General features: G+C 71.6%; 17 protein-coding genes and 1 pseudogene. 7 read left to right on the forward strand and 11 right to left on the reverse strand.

Features of this window, described 5'->3' with window-relative positions:
• Positions 1–379: 379 nt before the first annotated feature.
• Complete coding sequence (locus PV682_RS33175) at positions 380–1,444, reverse strand: AIPR family protein (RefSeq protein ID WP_319735472.1); 1,065 nt, start codon at positions 1,442–1,444, stop codon at positions 380–382.
• A gap of 306 nt (positions 1,445–1,750) precedes the next feature.
• Positions 1,751–2,503 (reverse strand): hypothetical protein, encoded by a 753-nt coding sequence (locus PV682_RS44430; protein WP_407705780.1) that lies wholly within the window; start codon positions 2,501–2,503, stop codon positions 1,751–1,753.
• Positions 2,504–2,796: 293 nt separating this feature from the next.
• On the opposite strand from PV682_RS44430, the gene PV682_RS33180 reads away from it, so the two are divergent.
• Positions 2,797–3,435: a methyltransferase family protein gene (locus PV682_RS33180; RefSeq protein ID WP_456154981.1), complete on the forward strand. Its 639-nt coding sequence runs from the start codon at positions 2,797–2,799 to the stop codon at positions 3,433–3,435.
• Between the two features lie 51 nt (positions 3,436–3,486).
• Positions 3,487–5,043, forward strand: coding sequence for a helix-turn-helix transcriptional regulator (locus PV682_RS33185; protein WP_319735474.1), 1,557 nt, complete (start codon positions 3,487–3,489; stop codon positions 5,041–5,043).
• Here the strand turns inward: PV682_RS33185 and PV682_RS33190 are convergent.
• Genes PV682_RS33190 through PV682_RS33200 form a run of 3 tightly spaced genes read right to left on the reverse strand, consistent with a single transcriptional unit; the run spans position 4,955 to position 7,546 of the window.
• Positions 4,955–6,232, reverse strand: coding sequence for an MFS transporter (locus PV682_RS33190; RefSeq protein WP_319735475.1), 1,278 nt, complete (start codon positions 6,230–6,232; stop codon positions 4,955–4,957). The genes PV682_RS33185 and PV682_RS33190 overlap by 89 nt on opposite strands.
• Positions 6,233–6,246: 14 nt before the next feature.
• Entirely contained in the window at positions 6,247–7,152 is a 906-nt protein-coding gene (locus tag PV682_RS33195; RefSeq protein WP_319735476.1) for an alpha/beta hydrolase, read from the reverse strand.
• A gap of 34 nt (positions 7,153–7,186) precedes the next feature.
• The gene (locus tag PV682_RS33200) at positions 7,187–7,546 is read right to left on the reverse strand and encodes an AfsR/SARP family transcriptional regulator (RefSeq protein ID WP_319735477.1); all 360 of its coding nucleotides are present in this window, start codon (positions 7,544–7,546) and stop codon (positions 7,187–7,189) included.
• Between the two features lie 40 nt (positions 7,547–7,586).
• Between PV682_RS33200 and PV682_RS33205 the strand changes: the two are divergent.
• From PV682_RS33205 to PV682_RS33220, 4 genes and pseudogenes are all read left to right on the forward strand, one after another.
• A pseudogene (locus PV682_RS33205) lies at positions 7,587–7,918 on the forward strand (SDR family oxidoreductase).
• Positions 7,919–8,121: 203 nt separating this feature from the next.
• Positions 8,122–8,361, forward strand: coding sequence for a DUF5132 domain-containing protein (locus PV682_RS33210; RefSeq protein ID WP_319735478.1), 240 nt, complete (start codon positions 8,122–8,124; stop codon positions 8,359–8,361).
• A gap of 99 nt (positions 8,362–8,460) precedes the next feature.
• On the forward strand, positions 8,461–10,782 hold the full coding sequence (locus tag PV682_RS33215; protein WP_319735479.1) for an ABC transporter ATP-binding protein/permease: 2,322 nt from the start codon (positions 8,461–8,463) through the stop codon (positions 10,780–10,782).
• A gap of 176 nt (positions 10,783–10,958) precedes the next feature.
• Positions 10,959–12,227, forward strand: a complete 1,269-nt coding sequence (locus PV682_RS33220; RefSeq protein WP_319735480.1) for a DUF6236 family protein — start codon at positions 10,959–10,961, stop codon at positions 12,225–12,227.
• 19 nt (positions 12,228–12,246) lie between these two features.
• Here the strand turns inward: PV682_RS33220 and PV682_RS33225 are convergent, their stop codons facing one another.
• From PV682_RS33225 to PV682_RS33245, 5 genes are all read right to left on the reverse strand, one after another.
• A complete protein-coding gene (locus PV682_RS33225; RefSeq protein ID WP_319735481.1) occupies positions 12,247–13,230 on the reverse strand; it encodes an alpha/beta fold hydrolase in 984 nt (327 codons plus the stop codon).
• 371 nt (positions 13,231–13,601) lie between these two features.
• On the reverse strand, positions 13,602–13,781 hold the full coding sequence (locus PV682_RS33230) for a DUF6126 family protein (protein ID WP_319735482.1): 180 nt from the start codon (positions 13,779–13,781) through the stop codon (positions 13,602–13,604).
• Positions 13,778–14,209: an ATP-binding protein gene (locus PV682_RS33235; RefSeq protein WP_319735483.1), complete on the reverse strand. Its 432-nt coding sequence runs from the start codon at positions 14,207–14,209 to the stop codon at positions 13,778–13,780. The genes PV682_RS33230 and PV682_RS33235 overlap by 4 nt, the downstream gene beginning before the upstream one ends.
• Positions 14,206–14,541: an ArsR/SmtB family transcription factor gene (locus PV682_RS33240; protein ID WP_109362695.1), complete on the reverse strand. Its 336-nt coding sequence runs from the start codon at positions 14,539–14,541 to the stop codon at positions 14,206–14,208. Before PV682_RS33240 ends, PV682_RS33235 begins: the two co-directional genes overlap by 4 nt.
• On the reverse strand, positions 14,525–14,734 hold the full coding sequence (locus tag PV682_RS33245) for a hypothetical protein (RefSeq protein WP_109362706.1): 210 nt from the start codon (positions 14,732–14,734) through the stop codon (positions 14,525–14,527). Before PV682_RS33245 ends, PV682_RS33240 begins: the two co-directional genes overlap by 17 nt.
• A gap of 251 nt (positions 14,735–14,985) precedes the next feature.
• Here PV682_RS33245 and PV682_RS33250 point away from each other — a divergent pair, with 251 nt between their 5' ends.
• Positions 14,986–17,445, forward strand: a complete 2,460-nt coding sequence (locus PV682_RS33250; protein ID WP_319735484.1) for a cutinase family protein — start codon at positions 14,986–14,988, stop codon at positions 17,443–17,445.
• 22 nt (positions 17,446–17,467) lie between these two features.
• On the opposite strand, the gene PV682_RS33255 is transcribed toward PV682_RS33250, so the two are convergent.
• A complete protein-coding gene (locus PV682_RS33255; protein ID WP_319735485.1) occupies positions 17,468–18,514 on the reverse strand; it encodes a helix-turn-helix domain-containing protein in 1,047 nt (348 codons plus the stop codon).
• Positions 18,515–18,697: the final 183 nt, after the last annotated feature.

The raw sequence follows: 18,697 nt of genomic DNA on the forward strand, positions 1-18,697 counted from the left end.
GGTATTGCCTGCGCGGGATGCCGGACGGGCGCCGGCTCAGATGGCGGGACGGCGAGCGCTGTGTAAGCGACCAGCGCGGTGGCCCGGAGCCCCCGTAGCGTTGCTGCGGTCGGTCGAACTCTGGTGCACCATCACCCGGATGCGGTCGGCGAGACCTTGGCTGACGAGGATGCGAACGATGGTGACGACCCTTTGCCCGATCGGGCACGGGAGTTGGATGCTCAGTATTGGCGAGTTCATGCACGTAGGTACGGGCAGGTACTCGAGTGATCTTCGTATGCGTCGCCTTCAGCGCGAAGAGTCGATCCTGAGGGTCGGGTGTCAGCCCTCTCCCGGAACGGTCAACCGGAGGAGGGCTGTTGAAGCAACGGGCGTCAGGTTACAGCTTCCTGGTGCGGTGCAGGTGGTCGGCGATGGCCTGCCACGTGCCGTGGGTGTCGGCGTTCCCTTGGTAGTTCCATCGTCGCTGTCCCGCCTGTTTCGGGTACAGCGTCACGTATGCGTCGATGACGTCGATGGCCGCGGTCCGTACGATGCGCCGGAATGCGTCGGCGTGGGCGTCGGTGTGCCAGCCGTACAGGCTGTTGGGGTCCGCATGCATCTCCGTCAGGGGGAGGCGGCGGGCTGAGACCCACACGATGAGGCCGGTGACGTATTTGATCAGTAGCTTGTGGCCCATGAGGGCAGAGTTGTTGAGTCCGGAGAGTTCCCGCCGGGCGATGTCGTAGGACTCGACGGCCCGTTGGATGCCGAAGGCGTGTACTCCTTCGTTGATGAGGGAGCGGTAGGCAGGGCCGAGGATGTTCGACCACACCGTGGAAAGGCCCTCCTCCGTGGCGACCTGGTGTGCCAGAGCAGAGGTGTTCGACGGGTGGAAGCAGGCGAGGGAGCGGAAGATCGTGGTGATGCCGTGTCCGGCGGCGTGGGGGCCGGTGACGATGCCCCGGCGCCAGTCGACGGTGATGTCCTCTTTCTTGTACTCCTCACGGATACGCGGAAGTTCATTGCACAGCGACAGGTTGTCCTGTGGGCAGGCCGGGTTCATGTAGAGCGAGGATTCGTGGAAGAGGCGCTTGAGCCGGGCCAGGTCCGCAGCGGAGCCGGTGTGGATCTCGATGCGCGGACGGGCACGGTCGAGATGCCTCGGAGGCAGATCCCGTTCGCGGTTGAGGCGGGCGATGACGGCCAGGGTCTGGAAACCGTTCACGCACTGTGGTGCGTGGAGCTGGAGGGTGACCCGGCCGTCGGGTCGGGGGATGGGGGTGACGTGGTCGGCCCAGAGCACGATGGCTTCGCCCGCGACACCGACGTCCTCGGGACAGTGGCGTACCAGGTCAGCCAGGTGTTCGTTCTGCGTGCTGTCGTGCAGGAAACCCCTCCGGCTGTTGAGCGTCACAGCGGCGTCGGGCAACTCCGCCAGGTGCGCCAGAGTGGAGGCGGGCATCCAGCCGAACCAATTGCCGTGCTGGGTGAATAGGTTGGAGGGGTACGTAGTGAGGTGGACCGAGTTGGCCGGTGGTGCCCAGGTCTGGTAGGGGTTGTTCGATGGGTCCGGCATGGGGTCGGGAAGGCGATGATTTGCCATGATCGGCACAACGGCTGTCGGGAGCCGGAGTGACGGGTGATGCCCAGGTGGTTAGGCCGGATGTCCGGCGGGATGCCTGACTACGACTCGCCCCGTCTCGGGTCTCGTGCGTTTGAGCATATGGAGGTGGCGCTCGCACCCGAGGAACTCGGCAAACGAGCTCGTTCAAGGAGAAGTACGCGGCGAAGTGCACATCAGCCCGACGCCGTTGAGATCGCGGTGCGTGAACCCTTCCGGGGCCGTGCTGGTGAGGTCGGTGTTGGTGTGGTCGCGGGTGCGGGAGACCCAGCGGTTGAAGATCTCCGCGTACAGGCAGTCGGGGCGAGGCCTGCCGTCGAACTTCCCCGGGGTTGGAGGGCTTCGCCCTGGGGTGCCAGCTGGTGCAGGGTGTCGGCGGCGGGTGAATTGGCCGTCGTGGATGATCGACCCCTCCGGTGGCTGCCATGCAGGATGGTGCTCTGATGCTCCCGGACCGCGAACTCGGCGAACTCTGCGAGCAGGCAAGCTCTCTGCACACCCGGCGACAGTCGGAGAGCCGGTAGGAGAGGGCCGGTGGAGAAGGGCGACGGAGCTTCGGTCCTCCGTCGGCGAGTTGGGCGCCCGGGAGGTGTACGCGGACCATGTCGATTGCGTACCGAAGTCCTCTCCGTGCAGCGCAACGGGCTCACGGACGTCGCTGATGTCTCCTGGCACCTGCGTAGGGCGTACAACGGCTGAGGGCAGCGACCGCTCGGCCATCCGCTTCTGACCGGGCAGTCGGCGAGCATGCGGCTCGCGGCGCTCTGCGCCACCGCCCTGAGTAACCCGAACACGACACGGGTCTCGCCCCCGCCGTCCGGGCGGCGCAAGGGGGGGAACAGTTTCGGAGTCAGGTGTTCCGAGCCCTCTCCGAGCCGGTTCTGAGGCCTGCCGCCACATGATCGATGCGTCGGTCGAAGGACCTGGCTCCGCAGTCGTCGGGGCGTGACATCACCGAGGAGAGGCAATGTCGATCACGAATGACCGGACTGGGCGCTTGGCGGCGGCGCAGGGTGAGGGGGACGCCTCGTTCTGGGAGTGGTATCTGCCGGGGGAGGTCGTGTTCCGGCCCGAGGAGGGGACGGTGGTGGTCGCGCCGGAGGGTGTCACGGTGGCCGTGCCGCTGGACGCCGGGGTGCTGACCGTGCGGGTCGGGGACGTGGAGGGGGCAGGGCGGAGGCGGTCCGGTGGTGATGGGCGAGGGGTTCCGGGGCGTCGGGCCGTACGGTGTGGCCGTCGAGTTCCGGGAGGAGACCGCTGAGGCTCTCGTCACTCGGCTGCTGGCCAAGACCGACACCGTCACTCCGTGGGCGATCCGCGCCGCGGTGACGCTGCGGCTGCCCGACCTGCTGGCGGGCGAGGCACTGTCCGCGGCGCGGGCGGCGGAGCGGGTGGGGGCCGACGCGGACGCGCTGCACCGGCTGCTGAGGCTGCTGTCCCGGCACGGGGTGCCCGACGGCAGGTTCCTCGGCACCGTGCTCTCCGAGGCGCTCCGGGAGGGCCACGCGTCGGGGCTGGTGTCGTCCCTGGACCTCGGCAGCGCGCAGGCGCGGATCGACGAGGTCTCCCGGGGCATCCTGCACCGGCGAACCGGTCTTACGAGCGCCTCTTCGGGCTCCCGATGGGTGAGGACTTCGCCGCCGACCGGCGCTGTCGGAGTCCTTCCAGGAGTGGATGAGCAGCAAGACGAGGCTGCTGGCCCCCTCGCTCGTCGAGGGCTACGACTGGAGCGGCGTCCGGGGCACCCTGCTGGCCGCACTCCTGGAGAGCGTGCCCGCGCTGCGCGGGACCCTGCTGGAGCTGCCCGGCACGGCGGAGGAAGCGGTGCGTGAACTCGCTGCCTGGTCGCCGCCGAGGCCGGGGCACAGCCGTGGGAGCGGTCGGTGCTGCGGGACGCCGCACGGCACGCCCAGGCCGAGAGCCGCTGGACCGAGGCGGTGCGCTGCCTGGACCTCGCGTACGACTTCGCCTCCGGCGCGGACGAGCAGGCCGAGGTGCTCGTGGAACTCGCCTGCGCCACCTGGCGGGTGGACGTCTCCGCGGCCCTGAGCCACCTGCCGGACCTGGTCGCCCACGCCCGGCAGGGGCGGCTGTCGGGCCAGAGCGTCTCCGCGGTCTCCGCGATGCTCACCTGGAGCGGCCACCGCGGCACGGCCGAGGAGATCCTCGGCCTCCTCGGCGAACCCGACCGCGAAGAACTCGACCGGGTCCGGGGCCGGCCGGACCTCTCCGGCCCCTCCGGGCAGTCGAGCGCCGCCGTGGACCTCGCCCTGTGGTCGGGCGACGCCTGCGACAGCGTCGTCGAGGACGCGCGGACGGGCCTCCCGAGCAGGGAGGTGATCCGCTCCTACTTCCTCGACGCCGACCAGTCGAACTGGGTCGTGGACGTCGCCCGCTTCACGACCCGGCTCCTGCGCCGCGTCTGCCTCACCCTCCCGGACATCCCCTGCGACGGCCTCGCCGACGAGGGCCACGGCACCATGAGCCCCTTCCGGCAGCTGATCCTGCACTGCCTCCAGGCGGTCGACGCGCTGAACGCCGGACGCCTCGCCGACCCCGCCGACTGGGGCATCCACGTCGGCCTCCCGCTCAGCGTCCTGATCCTCGCCCAGGTCCAGCAGGGCAGGTTCGAGGAGGCCAAGGCGACGCTGCGCACGCCTGTGCCCGACCCCCTCTTCGAGTCGGAGTTCGGCCGCCTCTACCTGCACTCGCGCGGCCTGTACCGGCTGGCGACCGGCACCCCCTCCTCGGCGCTCGGCGACTTCCTCAGGTGCGGCGAGATCGAGCGCCGCCTCGGTGTCCCCGCCTCGCCCGTCTGCCCCTGGCAGGCGTGGGCCGCGATGGCGAACCTCCAGCTGGGCCGCAAGGACGAGGCGGTGCGCGGCGCGGAGGCCGTGGTCGCCGGGTCCGCTCCCCCCTGGGGGAGGGCGACCGCGCTGCGGGTCCTCGCGCTGGCCCGGCCGACCGACCTCAGGGCCGACCTCCTGCGGGACGTGGTCGGACTCCTGGAGGACTCCCCGTTCCGCGTCGACCTCGCGATGGGCCTGTACGAACTCGGCCGTACCCAGTACGCCCTCGGCAACACGAAGGTGGGACGCGTGCTGGTGCGCCGGGCCTGGAACATGGCCAGGTACTGCGGGTTCGAACTCCTGCTGCCGGGCGACCAGATCCCGGCGGGCTTCGGCGGGCCGGAACTCGCCGACGACCTGTGGGAGGAGCCCGAGGGGACCCTCAGCGCCGACGTCCTCAGCTCCGCCGAGCGGCGGGTGGCCTGGCTCGCCGGCATCGGCCACAGCAACCGGGAGATGGCCGAGCACCTGTGCGTCACGGTCAGCACGGTCGAGCAGCACCTCACGAAGATCTACCGGAAGCTCGGTCTGAAGCAGCGCAACGACCTCCTGACGGCGTTCCCGGTTCTGCCGGACGGGACGATCTCCTGACGCCCCTGGTCCGGGCGCGTTCCAGCAGAGCCGCCGCTCCTGCCGCGAGCAGGGCGACGGCGCCGCCGAGCCACAGGCTCATCCGCACGCCGTGTCCCGAGACCAGCCATCCGGTGAAGAGCGCCCCCACGGGTGTGGATCCCTGCATGATGAGGGTGTAGACGGCCAGGACGCGTCCCCGGTAGCCGGGGTCGGCGCCGAGCTGGACGCGGTGGTTGGCGGCCTGCCCGAAGTAGACGGACGCGCATCCGGTCGCGGCCAGCAAGGCCGTCGCGGCCAGGAAGCCGGGGGAGAAGCCCGCGAGCGCCTCCAGCCCTCCGAGGGCCGCCGCCGACACGACGACCGTGCGGGCCGGGGGGCGTCCGGTTCTGCGGGTGGTGGCGAGCGCCGCGCACAGGGAGCCGGCCGAGAACGCGGCGGTGAGGAGACCGAAGGCGCGGGCGTCCGTGTCGAAGACGTCCTTGGCCAGCAGGGGCAGGGTGAGCTGGAAGTTGAGCGCGAACACGCTCACCACGAGGACCAGCAGGAGGGGTACCGCCAGGTCCGGGCGCTCCCGGATGTGCCGCAGCCCGTCGCGGACTCCCCCGCGCCGCCGTGCCACGGGGGCCCGCATCTCGGCGGTGCGCATCAGGCGCAGACACACGAGGACGGCGGCGTAGCTGGCGGTGTTGAACGCCATGACCGGCCCGACTCCGGCGAGGGAGATCGCCAGCCCGGCCAGCGCGGGGCCGGCGACGCGGGCGAGGTTGAAGTAGGCGGCGCTGAGCGCGGACGCGTTGGGCAGCAGGTCGCCGCCGACCAGTTCTCCGACGAACGACATCCGGGTGGGCACTTCGAGGGAGTTGACGGTGCCGAGGAAGAGCGCGAACGCGAAGACGTGCCACAGCCGGACCGCGCCGAGCGACACCAGCAGCGTCAGCCCCAGCGCCCCGGCGGCCGAGGCTGTGTTGCACACCGTCAGCAGCAGGCGTTTGTCGTGGCGGTCGGCGAGGGTCCCGCCGTAGAGGGTGAGCAGCAGCATCGGGCCGAACTGGGCGGCGGTGACCAGTCCGAGGGCGAGCGCCGGGTTGTCGGTCAGGCCCAGGACCAGCCAGTCCTGGGCGGTGACCATCATCCAGGTGCCGGTCACCGACAGGATCTGCCCGGTCGCGAAGAGCCGGAAGTTCCTGACCTTCAGGGAGCGGAACATGCCCCGGCCCGAGGTCACCGCCGCCCGCCCGGGGCCGCCGTACGTATCCGGGGGGCGTCCAGGCCGATGAGGCAGTTCTCCAGGAAGGCCAGGGCCCGCAGATGGTAGGCGCGGGCGGAGCGGCCCAGGCCGATGTTGTGCCCGGCGTGGGCCTGCCGGTCGACGGTGACCGGCGTACCGGCCGCGAACAGGGCCGTCAGATCGGCCAGCGCGGCCGGGTCGTGCCGCCACAGCGCCTCGTGCTCGGCGAACGTGAACCGCACCGGAACCCCCACCTTCGGCGCCGTCGCCCGCAGCAGCTGGGGCCAGTGCGCCAGCTCTTCCCGTTCCGCGCGGGGCATCGGCTCGGCCAGGTCCCGCATCGCGGTGAACGTGCCCGGCGGGTACAGCCTCAGCGGACCCCAGCTCCGGGAGGACCGGCCGCGCTCCAGTGCCCGCGCCACCTCGGCGGGGTCCAGCGCGTACGTGTACCCGCAGCCCGAGACGTCCACGCCGAGCAGGCCGGGCGGCGGCTGCTCGGCGGCGGTGACCAGCGCGACCTTGCCACCGTAGGAGTGCCCCAGCAGGAAGAGGCCCGCGCCCGTCGGGTGGCGGGCGGCGAAGCCGGCCAGCGCCGCCCGGACCAGCGGGGCCTGCGCGCGCGGGCCCAGCCCCTCCGGCAGCCGGGCGGCGGAGGCGCGGTAGCCGGGACGGTCCAGGGCCAGCACGCCGAACCCCAGGGCACGGGCCGTCGTCAGCAGCGACAGCGACGGGTCGGCCGGGGCCGTGAAATAGCCGGCGTTCATCCCGCCGCCGTGCAACGCCACGACGACCGCGCGCGGCGGCGCGCCGACGGGCTCGCACAGCAGCGCGGACAGCGCGACACCCGAGGCGTCGAGCGTGATCCGGCGGACTGCGGGGGCCGGTTCCGGTAAGGGCATGGGGGTTCTCCTCGCACATCGGTACGTCACACCGTCATGGGCTGCGCCGGATCTGCTCGGAGACCACCTTCCGGGTCTCCTCCGAAGGGAACGGTTCGGACAGGGCGGGCAGGGACAGGAGGATCGCCTCCTGGAGCTCCCGCAACTGCGTCGAGGGCTCGATACCTACCTGGTCCATCAGAGCCGAGTAGAAACCCCGGTAGCTCTGGAGCGAGTCGGCGACCTGACCCGACCGGTACAGCGCCAGTATCCGCTGGTACTGGAGCTTCTCGTTGAGTGGGTGCAGCGCGGCCAGCGAGTTCAGGTCGGGCAGCAGCTGGAGGTCGCAGCCCTGGCCCAGACACGCGTCCACCCGCAGAACCTGCGCGGACAGCCGCGCCTCCTCCAGCTTCACCGCGTAGCTGTCCAGCAGCGATCACGCCCACGTCATCACCATGTCCTCGGCCCTCGCCGGCCAAGTCACCCCCAGCGCCTGCGTCCACAACTCCTCGAAGGCCGCCGTCGAAGCCTTCACCCGCGTCTGCGCCGCCGAACTCGCCCCCGCGGCATCACCGTCAACTGCCTCTCCCCAGGGCTCATCGACGCCGGCATGGGCAGCCTCCTGCCCCGCAACGAACACATCTGGCCCCACTACGAGGCCAAGCTCGCGATGGGACGCATGGGCAGGCCGGAGGAGGTGGCGGACGCGGCGGTCTTCCTCGCGGGGGCGGAGAGCCGGTACGTCAACGGGCATGTGCTGGAGGTGAGCGGAGGGCTGCGGTGGTGAGGGCAGGGGGCTGAACGCGGGGCACGGACTTCTCCCGGCGGGTCAGGCCGAATCGTCACGCTTCACCCTCGCGAGTGGATATGCGGCCAAACATCCTTCGTGGCCCCGCGATTCGGTTAGCGTGAGACCTTCTTCCCGTGCCGTGCGGTGTGCGCTCTCGGCTGCCGGGATTGCCACCGCGAGAACATCGGGAGTCCACAACCGTGTTGCCCCTCATCGCTCCCTTCCTCCTGGGAATCGTCGCGGCCCCGATCGCGAAGCGCGTCGTCAAGCCCCTCGTCCAGGGCACCATCAAGACATCGGTGGGCCTGGCCATGGATCTCCGGAAGGCCGTCCACGAAGTCGGCGAGGGGTTGCAGGACATGGCCGCGGAGGTGACGGCCGAGGTGATGAGCCAGGAGCTCTCCGCAACGGAGAAGGCCGGGCCGGCCGCCAGACAGTGAGCAAGCTGCCCGAGCTCAACGTCCAGCGGCTGTGAAGCGCTCCGTACAGGTGCCGCCGGCCCGCCCCGCACAGGTGATCACTTGTCCCTTCCGTTGGCCATGTCGGCCACATCCGTCGTGCCCGGCCGACAGCGTTGGCTGGTGGACGGCCTGCTCGGCAACCCCGCTCTGGCCCGGCTGCTCGAACTGACCCTGCCGAAGGCCGACGGCATCGAGGACGTCCGCGCCAGTCCCGTCACCGGTCGCGTGCTGGTCCGGCACGACCGGGGACTGGCCCCCCTCGCCGTGGCCCGCATCCTGCACCGCACCGTCACCGACGCCCAGCGCACGGCAGAGCGCCCACGGACCGAGCCGGCACCCGCGCGCGCGGTGAACCCCCACGGACCGAAGCCCCGCCCCGCCGCCCCACGCGCCAGGCGGCGGGGCCTGTTCGCCCTCGGCGCCGGAGCCGCCCTCCTCGTGGGCTGCGGCAAGGCGTGCCTGACGCTTCTCGCGCAGCCGCTGGTGAGCATCGGCGCGGCGGCGGCGGTCACCGCCGCCGTGGTCCGCAGCGCCTGGCGGCGCTCCGCCGAGCGGCATCCGCGCGATCCCCAGGGCCACCGCGTCTCCCCGCTGCGGCAGCTCATCGGCCCCTACAGACGGCAGGCGGGCCGGGCCGTCCTGCTGTCGGTGCTGTGCCAGACCGTCGAGACGGTCCTGTACATGTCCGCCACGTCCGGCCTGCTGCTCCTGGTACGGGGAGAGAACGCGGCCCTGACCGCCCTGGGTATCGCCGGCACCGGTACGCAACTGGCTTTCCTCGCCGGAGCCACCGCGGTCGCCTCCCTCGCCGTGGCCGGTCTCGGCTACGCGGCCGGCATCGCCTGGCGCGGCCTCGGCCAGACCATCGAGCACGACTGGCGCACCCGTACCTACGCGCGCGTGCAGCGGCTCTCCCCGGCGGACCTGGAGGGCGAGCGCACCAGCCGCGTCACGTCGGTGCTCACCGAGGACATCGGCCAGATCGGCGCCTTCTTCACCCGTGCCCCGCACGAAGCCGTGCAACTGGCCACCAGCATCGCCCTGCTGGTACCGGCGTTCCTGCTGCTCGCCCCGCAGCTCGCCTGGGTCGCCTTCGCCCCGATCCCGCTGATGACGTGGCTCTCCTTCCGCTACCACGAGCGCGCGGTGACCGACCACGTCCGCTCCGGCGAGCGCCGCGCCCGCATGGGCAGCCGCGTCGCCGACACCCTCCAGGCCGCCACCACCGTCAAGGCGTTCTGCACCGAGGAGTACGAGACGCAGGCGCTGACGGAGCAGAGCGAGGCCCACCGCGCCGACAACCGCGGCTCCGACCGCAGTGCCGTCACCGAGGACCAGATCGTGCGGGGAACGACCATGGCCGCGCTGCCCCTCACCATGCTGCTGGGCGGGCGCGCGGTGCTCAGCGGCACGCTGCCCGTGACGAAGCTGAGTCCGCTCCTCGACATGCCCGGGCAGGCCCTGTGGCGGCTGTCCCGGTTCGGCGCGGTCGCCGACCAGTACCAGCAGACCGTCGCCGCCGTCGAGCGTGTCCAACGCCTGCACAACCTGCCGGTCGAACCGCACACCGAGGGCACACCCCTGCCACGGCACCGGATCCGGGGCGGCATCGCCCTCGACCGGGTCGGCTTCGCCTACCCGGGGCGGTCCCGGGTCCTGGACGACGTGTCCATCGACTTCCCCGCCGGGCAGGTCACCGCCATCGTCGGGCCGACCGGCGCCGGGAAGACGACCATCGCCAAGCTGCTCATGCGCCTGCGCCACCCCGACCGGGGGCGCATCCTCCTCGACGGCACCGACGTACGGGACCTGGCCCTGCGCGACGTACGCCGTGCCATCGGATACGTGCCCCAGGAGCCGTTCCTGTTCGACGCCACGATCGCCGACAACATCCGGTACGGCACCGCCAGCGCCGGCGACGACCAGCTGGTGGCCGCCGCCCGCACGGCCGGCGCGCACGGCTTCATCGCCGCCCTGCCCGAGGGGTACGCCACCCGGGTCGGGGAACGCGGCGTCGCCCTGTCCGGCGGGCAGCGCCAGCGGATCGCGCTGGCCCGGACGATCCTCAGCGATCCGCCGGTCGTCCTCCTCGACGAGGCCACCTCGGCGGTCGACAACGAGACCGAAGCGGTCATCCAGCACGCGCTGCGGACCTTCGGCCGCAACCGCACGATGATCGTCATCGCGCACCGGCTCACCACGGTCCGCACCGCCGACCACATCCACGTGCTCGACCACGGCGGAGTGGTCACCGAACAGGGGACCCACGACGAACTGCTCCTCCAGGGCGGCCTCTACGCCATGCTGTGGAAGCTCCAGGCGGGTGCGGACGACACCGGCCCGGCGGAGCGGCTCTGGCCGGTTCCCGCTCTTCTCCCGGCGGCGAGACATCCGCGATAACTCCGAGCCACTGCTTCAGGCGGTTGACGCATCGCTCGACGCCTGGGCGGCCCGGAGCATCCGCTCGAAGGTGCCGTCCAGGGCTCACCGGCGAAGCCGGGTGTGCGGTTGGGTGGCTACGGTGGCGGTGACGACCGGACGAGGAGTGCGCGGCGGCGCTCCGCAGGGGGTTCGCGATGCAGAGGATCGGCCTCTACTACCCGTACGTCCATTTCCGCGACGACGCATGGCTCAAGGCGGCTGCCCTGTACTGGCCGCGTATGGCACGCGTGGTTCCGCCGGGTTACCCGGTCGACGACCCGCTCCTGGTGCGGACCCTGCGGGACGAGCTGGACTTCGTCGTGGACGTCGACCCGCAGGACGCCGCCACGGCCGTGGCCGCCGTCTTCCTGCGCATTCTCGACAATGAATGGAACAGGAACCGGCTGCGCCACATGTTCCTGGTGACCGAAGGACCCTGGGGATACAGCTCGGGGTGGGTGCCGAGCGACGACACGAGATACGTACGCGTCGGCGGGGACCCGCCCGTGGTGGAGGAGGAACCCTGGCCGTTCACTCCCACCGGGACACCCGTACCCGAGCGCCGGCTCACCGGCCTGCACTGGGAGGAGGTCGATCCGCGGCTGCGCGAGGCCCTCATCGACGCGAACCTGGCCGTGGCGACGGAGCGTTCGGTGCTGGCTCCGGCCCGGGGGCGCAAGTGGCTCGCGATGCCTCCCGCGCTGGGGTGGACCTACAAGGGCATGCTGACCCAGGAGCTGGCCCGCAGGACCGGCTACGTGCCGGCCACCGACCAGGACCGCGCTCACGACATGATCGGCCACTGGGACGAGAAGGCCGTCATCAGCACGTGCATGGAGGACGACCGGTACATCGTCCCCTTCGACCCGGCCACGGACTTCGCCGGCCGCCTGGGCACCCTGGCCGTCGCCGGAGCCCTGCCGGCCGGCCTCGCCGACGTACCCGCCGAGAAGATCGTCAAGGTCCGCAAGGAGTACGCCGGCGAGTTCACCGCCTTCACCGACGCCGTCAGCGCAGCCGCCGCCGACCTGGAGGAACACCTCGCCGGTATCGAGGACGCGGCAGCCCTGCGCGAGTACCTGCGGCTGCAACTCGCCCGCACCGTCGAGGAACCGCTGGAGGACCTGCGCGGCGCCCTGCGCGGCCTGGGCCTCAGGACGGCGGACACCGTCCTGAACTTCAAGTTCGAACTCGGCACGCTCACCACCGCGATGGCCGGCACGCTGGGCCAGGGACCGGTGACCGCCGCGGGCGTCACGTTCGGCCTCGCGACGATGCGCACGGGGATGGCGGAAGCACGCGACGCACAGATCAAGGGCTCCCCGGTCGGCTTCCTGCTCCGCGTCCAGCACCACCTGCCGCAGGTCCCCCTCAAACGCCGCGCCCTGCGCGCGGTCCGGCGCGCTCTGGGCATCGGGCCGTAGAACACCCTGCCGCCGGGCATCAGGTGGGCAGCGCGGCGAGCCAGTCGGTGAGGATCCGGTTGGTCTCCCGGGGGCGTTCCTGCTGGACGAAGTGGCCGCAGCCGTCGAGGACATGGCAGGCGGTGAGGCCGGGCAGCGTGGTGGGGTACGCCGCGATGGCGTCGGCCAGCCAGGTGGTGGACGCGTCCAGACCGCCGCCGAGGAACAGGGACGGCTGGGGGAGGGGGGCTCCGGCGAAGCCGGCGAGGTCCTGCCAGTCGCGGTCCATGTTCCGGTAGCGGTTGAGGGCGCCGGTCATGCCGGTGCGCTCGAACTCCTCGGCGTAGACGTCGAGTTCGCCCTCGCCGAGCCAGGCAGGCAGCCGCCCGGCGGGGAAGCGGTCACGGAGCCGGCCACCCGGGCCGACGAAGTGAGGGTCGGGGGCGCCGGGTCCGGGCATGGTGTCGGCGGACAGCGCGGCGTAGAACCCCGCGAGCCAGCCCCGGACATCGGGTTCGATCTCCGCCTCCGCCCGGCCGGGCTCCTGGAAGTACGAGACATAGAACTCCTCGGCACCGCCCATCCGCGCGAACGTCTCGCCGGGCCGGGGACCGCCGGGCGGTGTGTACGGCACGCTCAGCAGTCCGACCGCGCGGAACACGTCGGGCCGTACGAGGGCGCAGGCCGCTGCGATGGACGCACCCCAGTCGTGCCCCACGATCGTCGCGGACCGCTCACCCAGCGCCTCGACCACGGCGACGTTGTCCGCCACCAGGTCGAGCATCCGGTAGGCGTCCACCGCCGCCGGCCGGGAGGAACGCCCGTAACCACGGACGTCGACAGCCACCGTCCGGTAGCCGGCGGCGGCCAGCGCGGGTAGCTGATACCGCCAGGAGTACCAGGACTCGGGGAACCCGTGCACGAGCAGCACCAGCGGTCCCTCGCCCCGCTCGACCAGATGCGTACGGCCCGCCGGCGAGGGCACCAGGCGGTGCACGGTGTCGGCGAGGGGGAGTCGGGCCATGAGTCGTTCCTTCCGGGGGCCGCCGCGCGGGTGCACCCAGCCAGGTCTCCGGGCCGGGGCGGAGTCTGCCGCCAGGGACGGCACCACCGATCATCCGGCGGACGACGGGCAGCACGCGACGCTTGTTGCCGGTTCGGCAACACCCGATGAGCGGCCGGGCCCTCCCTCCACCCTCCGGCCACGCTCGGACGGCTTCGGCGACGGGGCGCGTCGGCCCGTTCCCGATCGATGCGCCGAGGACCGGACCCGCGGCGTCGCTCACGCCGGACTGCCTCCCGTCCGAGGCTTTGCGGCGCGGGAGATCCGTACCGGCCTCACGGCAGAAGCCGTCCGCAGCCGCTGCACCAGGTCCTTCCACGCGGCTCGGTGGCTCATTTGTTCGCGTGCTCACCCAGGTAGAAGAGGAGCATGACCCACCCGGCGATGATGTGCGTGCCGAAGATGTAGATGAACGCGCGCAGCGCGACGCCGCGCTGGACACGCGAGTCCCGGTCCTGAGCCCGCTCCTTGCGCCACCGGCGCGCGGGCCGGTCCGGTACCTGGTCCGTCATGAGGTGCCCTTCCCGCTTCCTGTGATGCTCCCGTCGTACGACGGGAGGCCGAACCGTACGAAGACGACCTTGCCGTCATGGCCGTCGGCGGGACGCGCTCCGCCCGTCGCCGTGGGCGGCGGCCCCTCCGGGGTGAGGTCGGGCAGCAGCGGTTCGGTGTCCGCCACGCTGACGATCAGATGGCCGGCCGCGACCGAGCGGCGCACGTCCGTCACGGGCGAGCGCGGCGCGTCCGCGAACACGGAACCCGGCGCGGCCCCGGCCGCGGGAAGGCAGGCGGTCATCGCCTCCCTGGCCCCCCGTGCCGCCCTGGGTTCCCCGGGCACCGAGGCGACCTGCCACAGCAGGACCGGCGGGACGCGCTCGGGCGCGGTCTCCGTACGGACCCGCCGCTGCGGCAGCCGGAATCCGCCCTGGGGCTCGGTCATCCCGTCCGCTCCGCCGACCGCAGTTCGTCCAGGAGGCCTTGCCGGTCGGTGAGCAGGGTGGCGAGGATGCGCCGCGCCGAGGCCAGCAGTTCGGCCACGTCGCCTCCGGCCAGCTCGTACACCACCGTCGAACCCGTACGCGTCGCGGTCACGATCCCCGACCGGCGCAGGACCGCGAGCTGCTGGGACAGGTTCGACGGCTCGATCTCGATCTCCGCGAGCAGATCCCGCACCGGACGCGGCCCGTCCTGGAGCAGCTCCAGGACCCGGATGCGTACCGGATGCCCCAGCATCCGGAAGAACTCGGCCTTCGCCTCATACAGCGGAACCATCGCCGTCCCCTTCCTCCTCCGCGTCCACCCCGTGCGCCCGCGCGATCCGCAGCGCGTCGTCCAGCTCGTCCTCGGCGACCGCCCTCTCGTACGCGTCACCCGACCGCTCCGCGGCCCTCACTCTGATCCGCGCCTGCCGGACCCGCTCCCGCACCGCCTCCACGAACCCACCCACCCCGGACAGTCCCTCCATGCCATGCTCGATCAATGAACTAGCTAATTGAAGAAGTCTTCAATCTCATGTCGCATGGTAGCCGTGGAACACACCGCGCACGACGTGATGCCCCGCACGGCTCCTCGGTTCTCCTCGGGTTTCTCGTTGTCGACGGATTGTCTGCGGATTCTCTATCCCCTGGGGTGAGGAGCCCGGGGACGGGTTGCATGGCCCGCGGCGTCTACGGCCGCCGCACTGCGACTCATGTCCCGAAAGGACCTCCCCTCACCATGTCTGTCAGACGGGTCACGAGGCTGCTCCTGGCAGCGCTGACCCTCACCCTGCTGCCGCTCGTCGCGGCCCCGCCCGCACAGGCGGCCAGCTTCAGTCCCGTGGACGCCCAGCCGTGGGACCAGGGACTTCCCCTGTTCTGCTCGGACAACCTGGTCATCGGGGCGCGCGGATCGGGTGAGAACTCACCGGAGAACCCCCCGCTGCCCGGCCTCGAACACATGGGCAACCGCGTGGGTGCCTACCTCCGCGAGGCCCAGATCGCCGGCCTCAGCGGATCGTCGACCGCGTACTACCCGCTGCCCTACGAGGCCGCGGACGTCAGCGCCGACAACATGCTGTGGAGTTCGACCTGGGTCAACTCGCGCAACACCGGGACCAAGCAGCTGATCCAGGTGGTGCGCAAGTGGGAGAGCATGTGCCCCACCTCGCGCATCGGTCTCGTCGGGTACTCCCAGGGCGCCAACGTGGTGCACGACGCGCTCGACAACCTCTCCGTCGACGAACGCGGCCACATCGGCGCCGTACTGATGCTGGCGGACCCGCACAGCGCGGCGGGGCAGACCTCGTACGCGATGCACGTGGACTACCGCACCGGCGAGGCCGGCAAGACGACGGAGGGCGGCCTTCTCGAACCGCGCGTCCTGCCGTCCGACATCGCCGGGCGCAGCCTCGACTTCTGCATCGTCGGCGACATCATCTGCGACCCGCATCAGAGCGAGAGCGCCGCACTGGGCTCCGAGATCCACGGCAGCTACCAGTCCTGCTGCGGCAGCATCGACCACAAGCGGAGCCTCGGCAGCTGGTTCGCCCGGCAGATGCAGGGGATCAGCGGGCCGCCGCCCGCGCCCGCCTGGAACCCCGGCCGCGACTGCGGCATGACGGTGGTCGCGCCCAACGACGCCGCCGCCAGGGCCGTCGACTGGGCGTGCCGGGAGGTCAGCGTCGGCACCTGGTACAGCTGGGGCGGCGGACACGGCCCGGCGCCCGGCCCGACGTACGGATTCGTGGACAGCTCCGACCCCGAGCGCAGCAGGAACGACCCCAGCCGCAAGGGCTTCGACTGCTCGGGCTTCGTGCGCTACGCCTGGGCGAAGGCCGTCGGGTACGACGTCATGGGGCAGCGCACCGCCGCCCAGGAGTTCCAGCTGCCGGCCACGAACCGCTTCTCCGCGGCCCAGGGCACCGCGCCGCTGCAACCCGGCGACCTGGTCTTCTTCGGCTCACCCATCCACCACGTGGCCATGTACCTGGGCGACGGGAAGATCGTCGAGGCGCGCGAGTCGGACACCCACATCATGGTGTCGCAGTTCTCCAGCCACAACGGCTACACCGGGGCCATCCGCCTCGCCGCCTCCGGCGGAGCGGGCGGCGGCGGTGACCACAGCACGTGGGGCGACCACGTGAACGTGCGCGCCTCGGCCGGGCTGTCCGCCCCCGTCGTGGTCACCTTCGACGGCCCCACGGCCATCAAGGTCAAGTGCCAGCAGCACGGCGAGTCCGTGACCGCCGAGGGCTACACCAACGACGCCTGGTCCTACCTGCCCGACTACGGCGGCTGGGTCAGCAACATCTACGTCCAGGGCCCGGCCTGGCTCGACGGCGTACCGTCCTGCGACGGCTCGGAGGGCGGCGCGACCGGAGGAGCCGGACGGTTCGAGACCTGGGCCACCGGAGTCAACGTACGTCCGCTGCCGGCCCGTTCGGGAACGCCCGTGGCCACCTTCTCCGCGCCCATGTCGGTGGTGATCCAGTGCCAGAAGCGGGCCGAGTCCGTGACCGCCGAGGGCCTCACCAACGACGCCTGGTCCTACCTGCCCGACTACGGCGGCTGGATCAGCAACATCTACGTCAAGGGAGCCGACTGGCTCGCGGGCGTGCCCGCGTGCGACGGCAACACGGGCGCGGGCAGCGGCGGGTTCTCCACCTGGGGCACCGACGTCAACACCCGCCAGCGGCCCAGCACCTCGGCACCGCTCGGACCCGTCTTCGCCGCCCCCACGAAGGTGACGGTCTCCTGCCAGCAGCACGCCGAGTCCGTGACCGCCGCGGGCGTCACCAACGACGCCTGGTCCTACCTGCCCGACCAGAAGGCGTGGATCAGCAACATCTTCCTCCAGGGCCCCGCCTGGCTCGACGGCGTCCCGCCGTGCGGGCCGAGCAGCGCCCCGGTCGGTGACCCCGGCTTCAGCACCTGGGGTTCCGGAGTGCAGGTGCACGCCGACTCCTCGACGTCCACCGCGACCGTGCACACCTTCAGCGGGCCGACCAACGTCCGGATCCGCTGCCAGGAGCGCGGCGAGTCGGTGACCGCCGAGGGAATCACCAACAGCGCGTGGTCCTACCTGCCGGACTTCGGCGGCTGGGTCAACAACATCTACATCCAGGGGCCGGCCTGGCTCGACGGCGTACCGTCGTGCGGGATCAGCCGTCCCGGCAACCCGCCCGAGATGCTCTGACCTCCTCTGATGTCCCGGGACATCAGCTCCGTGCGCCGGCGCCCCCACAGGGCGCCGGGTACGAACTCTGCTCGACCTCGTAGGGCAGACACGTCCCGGGCACGGGCGCGTAGTCCAGCAGGTGGCCGCGTACACGGCGGATGTACGGCAGCAGACGGCTCGGTACGCCGTTCGCCTTCTGCACGACGAACGTCGCCGTCCGGTACGCGGCGGCCAGGTTCAGCGCCGGGTCCCCGGCGACGCCCTCCAGCTGCGGAGCCAGCGTGCACAGCATGCGGCCCAGGGCCAGGATCGACTCCTCGGGGTCGAGCGGCGGCACCGGAACCCGGTCCTGCCGGTCCGGGGGCAGGTAGTACCGCAGGACGCGTGGCGTCCAGCGCGCGATGCCGTACTCCTGGGCGGCGGGATCGGCCAGATCGGGATCGAAGCCGCTCTCGGCGGCGAGGATGGCGGCGACCAGCGCGGGGGTGATCTGCGGGACCGGGCACATGGTCCCGGCGCGGACGATGGCGGGCCGGAACCGGGCCGGTATCGCGGCCCGGGGATTCAGCCACCTGGCGTCGTCGGCCGGGGCCGCCGCCCGCGCCGTGATCGCCGGCGCCGTCGCGGACGGGCTGTGCACCGCGTGCGCCTGCGAGGCGCAACAGCCGAACAGGATCAGCCCCAGCACGGCGAAACGCCACCCCAACGCACCCGCTCCGCGCGCACCACCGGGAAACGGCACCACCCGCGCGGACGGCTCCGCGGGCTCCCCGACAGGCCCGGACCCGGCGACCACAACGGGCTCCGCGTGCCTCCCCGTCTCCAGTTCCACCCGCGTACGGACGCGCCGGGCCTCCCACTCCTCGACATCACCCCCGCACGCCCCCACATACGCCGCGAGCACGGCGGCACTCGGCAGCCGCTTGCCGGACGCGCAGGCGGCGAGGGTGGAGGCGGCGAAATGCGTGTGCGCGGCCAGGTGCTGGTAGGACGGTGACCCCGCCTGCCGCCGCAGCCCACGCAGGTCGTGAGCGAACCGCTCCAGGACCCCCAGCGTCGGATCGATACGGCTCTCGCGCCGCCCCATGTCTTTCCCCCAACGACCTTCACCTACCGTGTCACCTGCTTACGGCGACGCCAGCCGATTGTGCACGTACGTGAAAAATTGCGCCACTCCGTCCCGACGGAGGCCGCCGCCTTCCGCAGCCTGCTCGACCCGGTCCTGTGTGCGCACGAAAAAAAAGAGTTGAATGACTCTATTTTTCGGGGT

This window comes from Streptomyces niveiscabiei (assembly GCF_033794345.1).
GTDB classification, from domain to species: Bacteria; Actinomycetota; Actinomycetes; order Streptomycetales; family Streptomycetaceae; genus Streptomyces; species Streptomyces niveiscabiei.

Bases quoted from the DNA above. Each gene is read 5' to 3' on its own strand.
- PV682_RS33175 (WP_319735472.1), bottom strand. From the start codon at position 1,444: ATGCCCGCCTCCACTCTGGCGCACCTGGCGGAGTTGCCCGACGCCGCT.
- PV682_RS44430 (WP_407705780.1), bottom strand. From the start codon at position 2,503: ATGTGGCGGCAGGCCTCAGAACCGGCTCGGAGAGGGCTCGGAACACCT.
- PV682_RS33180 (WP_456154981.1), top strand. From the start codon at position 2,797: ATGGGCGAGGGGTTCCGGGGCGTCGGGCCGTACGGTGTGGCCGTCGAG.
- PV682_RS33190 (WP_319735475.1), bottom strand. From the start codon at position 6,232: ATGTTCCGCTCCCTGAAGGTCAGGAACTTCCGGCTCTTCGCGACCGGG.
- PV682_RS33195 (WP_319735476.1), bottom strand. From the start codon at position 7,152: ATGCCCTTACCGGAACCGGCCCCCGCAGTCCGCCGGATCACGCTCGAC.
- PV682_RS33215 (WP_319735479.1), top strand. From the start codon at position 8,461: ATGTCGGCCACATCCGTCGTGCCCGGCCGACAGCGTTGGCTGGTGGAC.
- PV682_RS33220 (WP_319735480.1), top strand. From the start codon at position 10,959: ATGCAGAGGATCGGCCTCTACTACCCGTACGTCCATTTCCGCGACGAC.
- PV682_RS33225 (WP_319735481.1), bottom strand. From the start codon at position 13,230: ATGGCCCGACTCCCCCTCGCCGACACCGTGCACCGCCTGGTGCCCTCG.
- PV682_RS33230 (WP_319735482.1), bottom strand. From the start codon at position 13,781: ATGACGGACCAGGTACCGGACCGGCCCGCGCGCCGGTGGCGCAAGGAG.
- PV682_RS33235 (WP_319735483.1), bottom strand. From the start codon at position 14,209: ATGACCGAGCCCCAGGGCGGATTCCGGCTGCCGCAGCGGCGGGTCCGT.
- PV682_RS33240 (WP_109362695.1), bottom strand. From the start codon at position 14,541: ATGGTTCCGCTGTATGAGGCGAAGGCCGAGTTCTTCCGGATGCTGGGG.
- PV682_RS33245 (WP_109362706.1), bottom strand. From the start codon at position 14,734: ATGGAGGGACTGTCCGGGGTGGGTGGGTTCGTGGAGGCGGTGCGGGAG.
- PV682_RS33250 (WP_319735484.1), top strand. From the start codon at position 14,986: ATGTCTGTCAGACGGGTCACGAGGCTGCTCCTGGCAGCGCTGACCCTC.
- PV682_RS33255 (WP_319735485.1), bottom strand. From the start codon at position 18,514: ATGGGGCGGCGCGAGAGCCGTATCGATCCGACGCTGGGGGTCCTGGAG.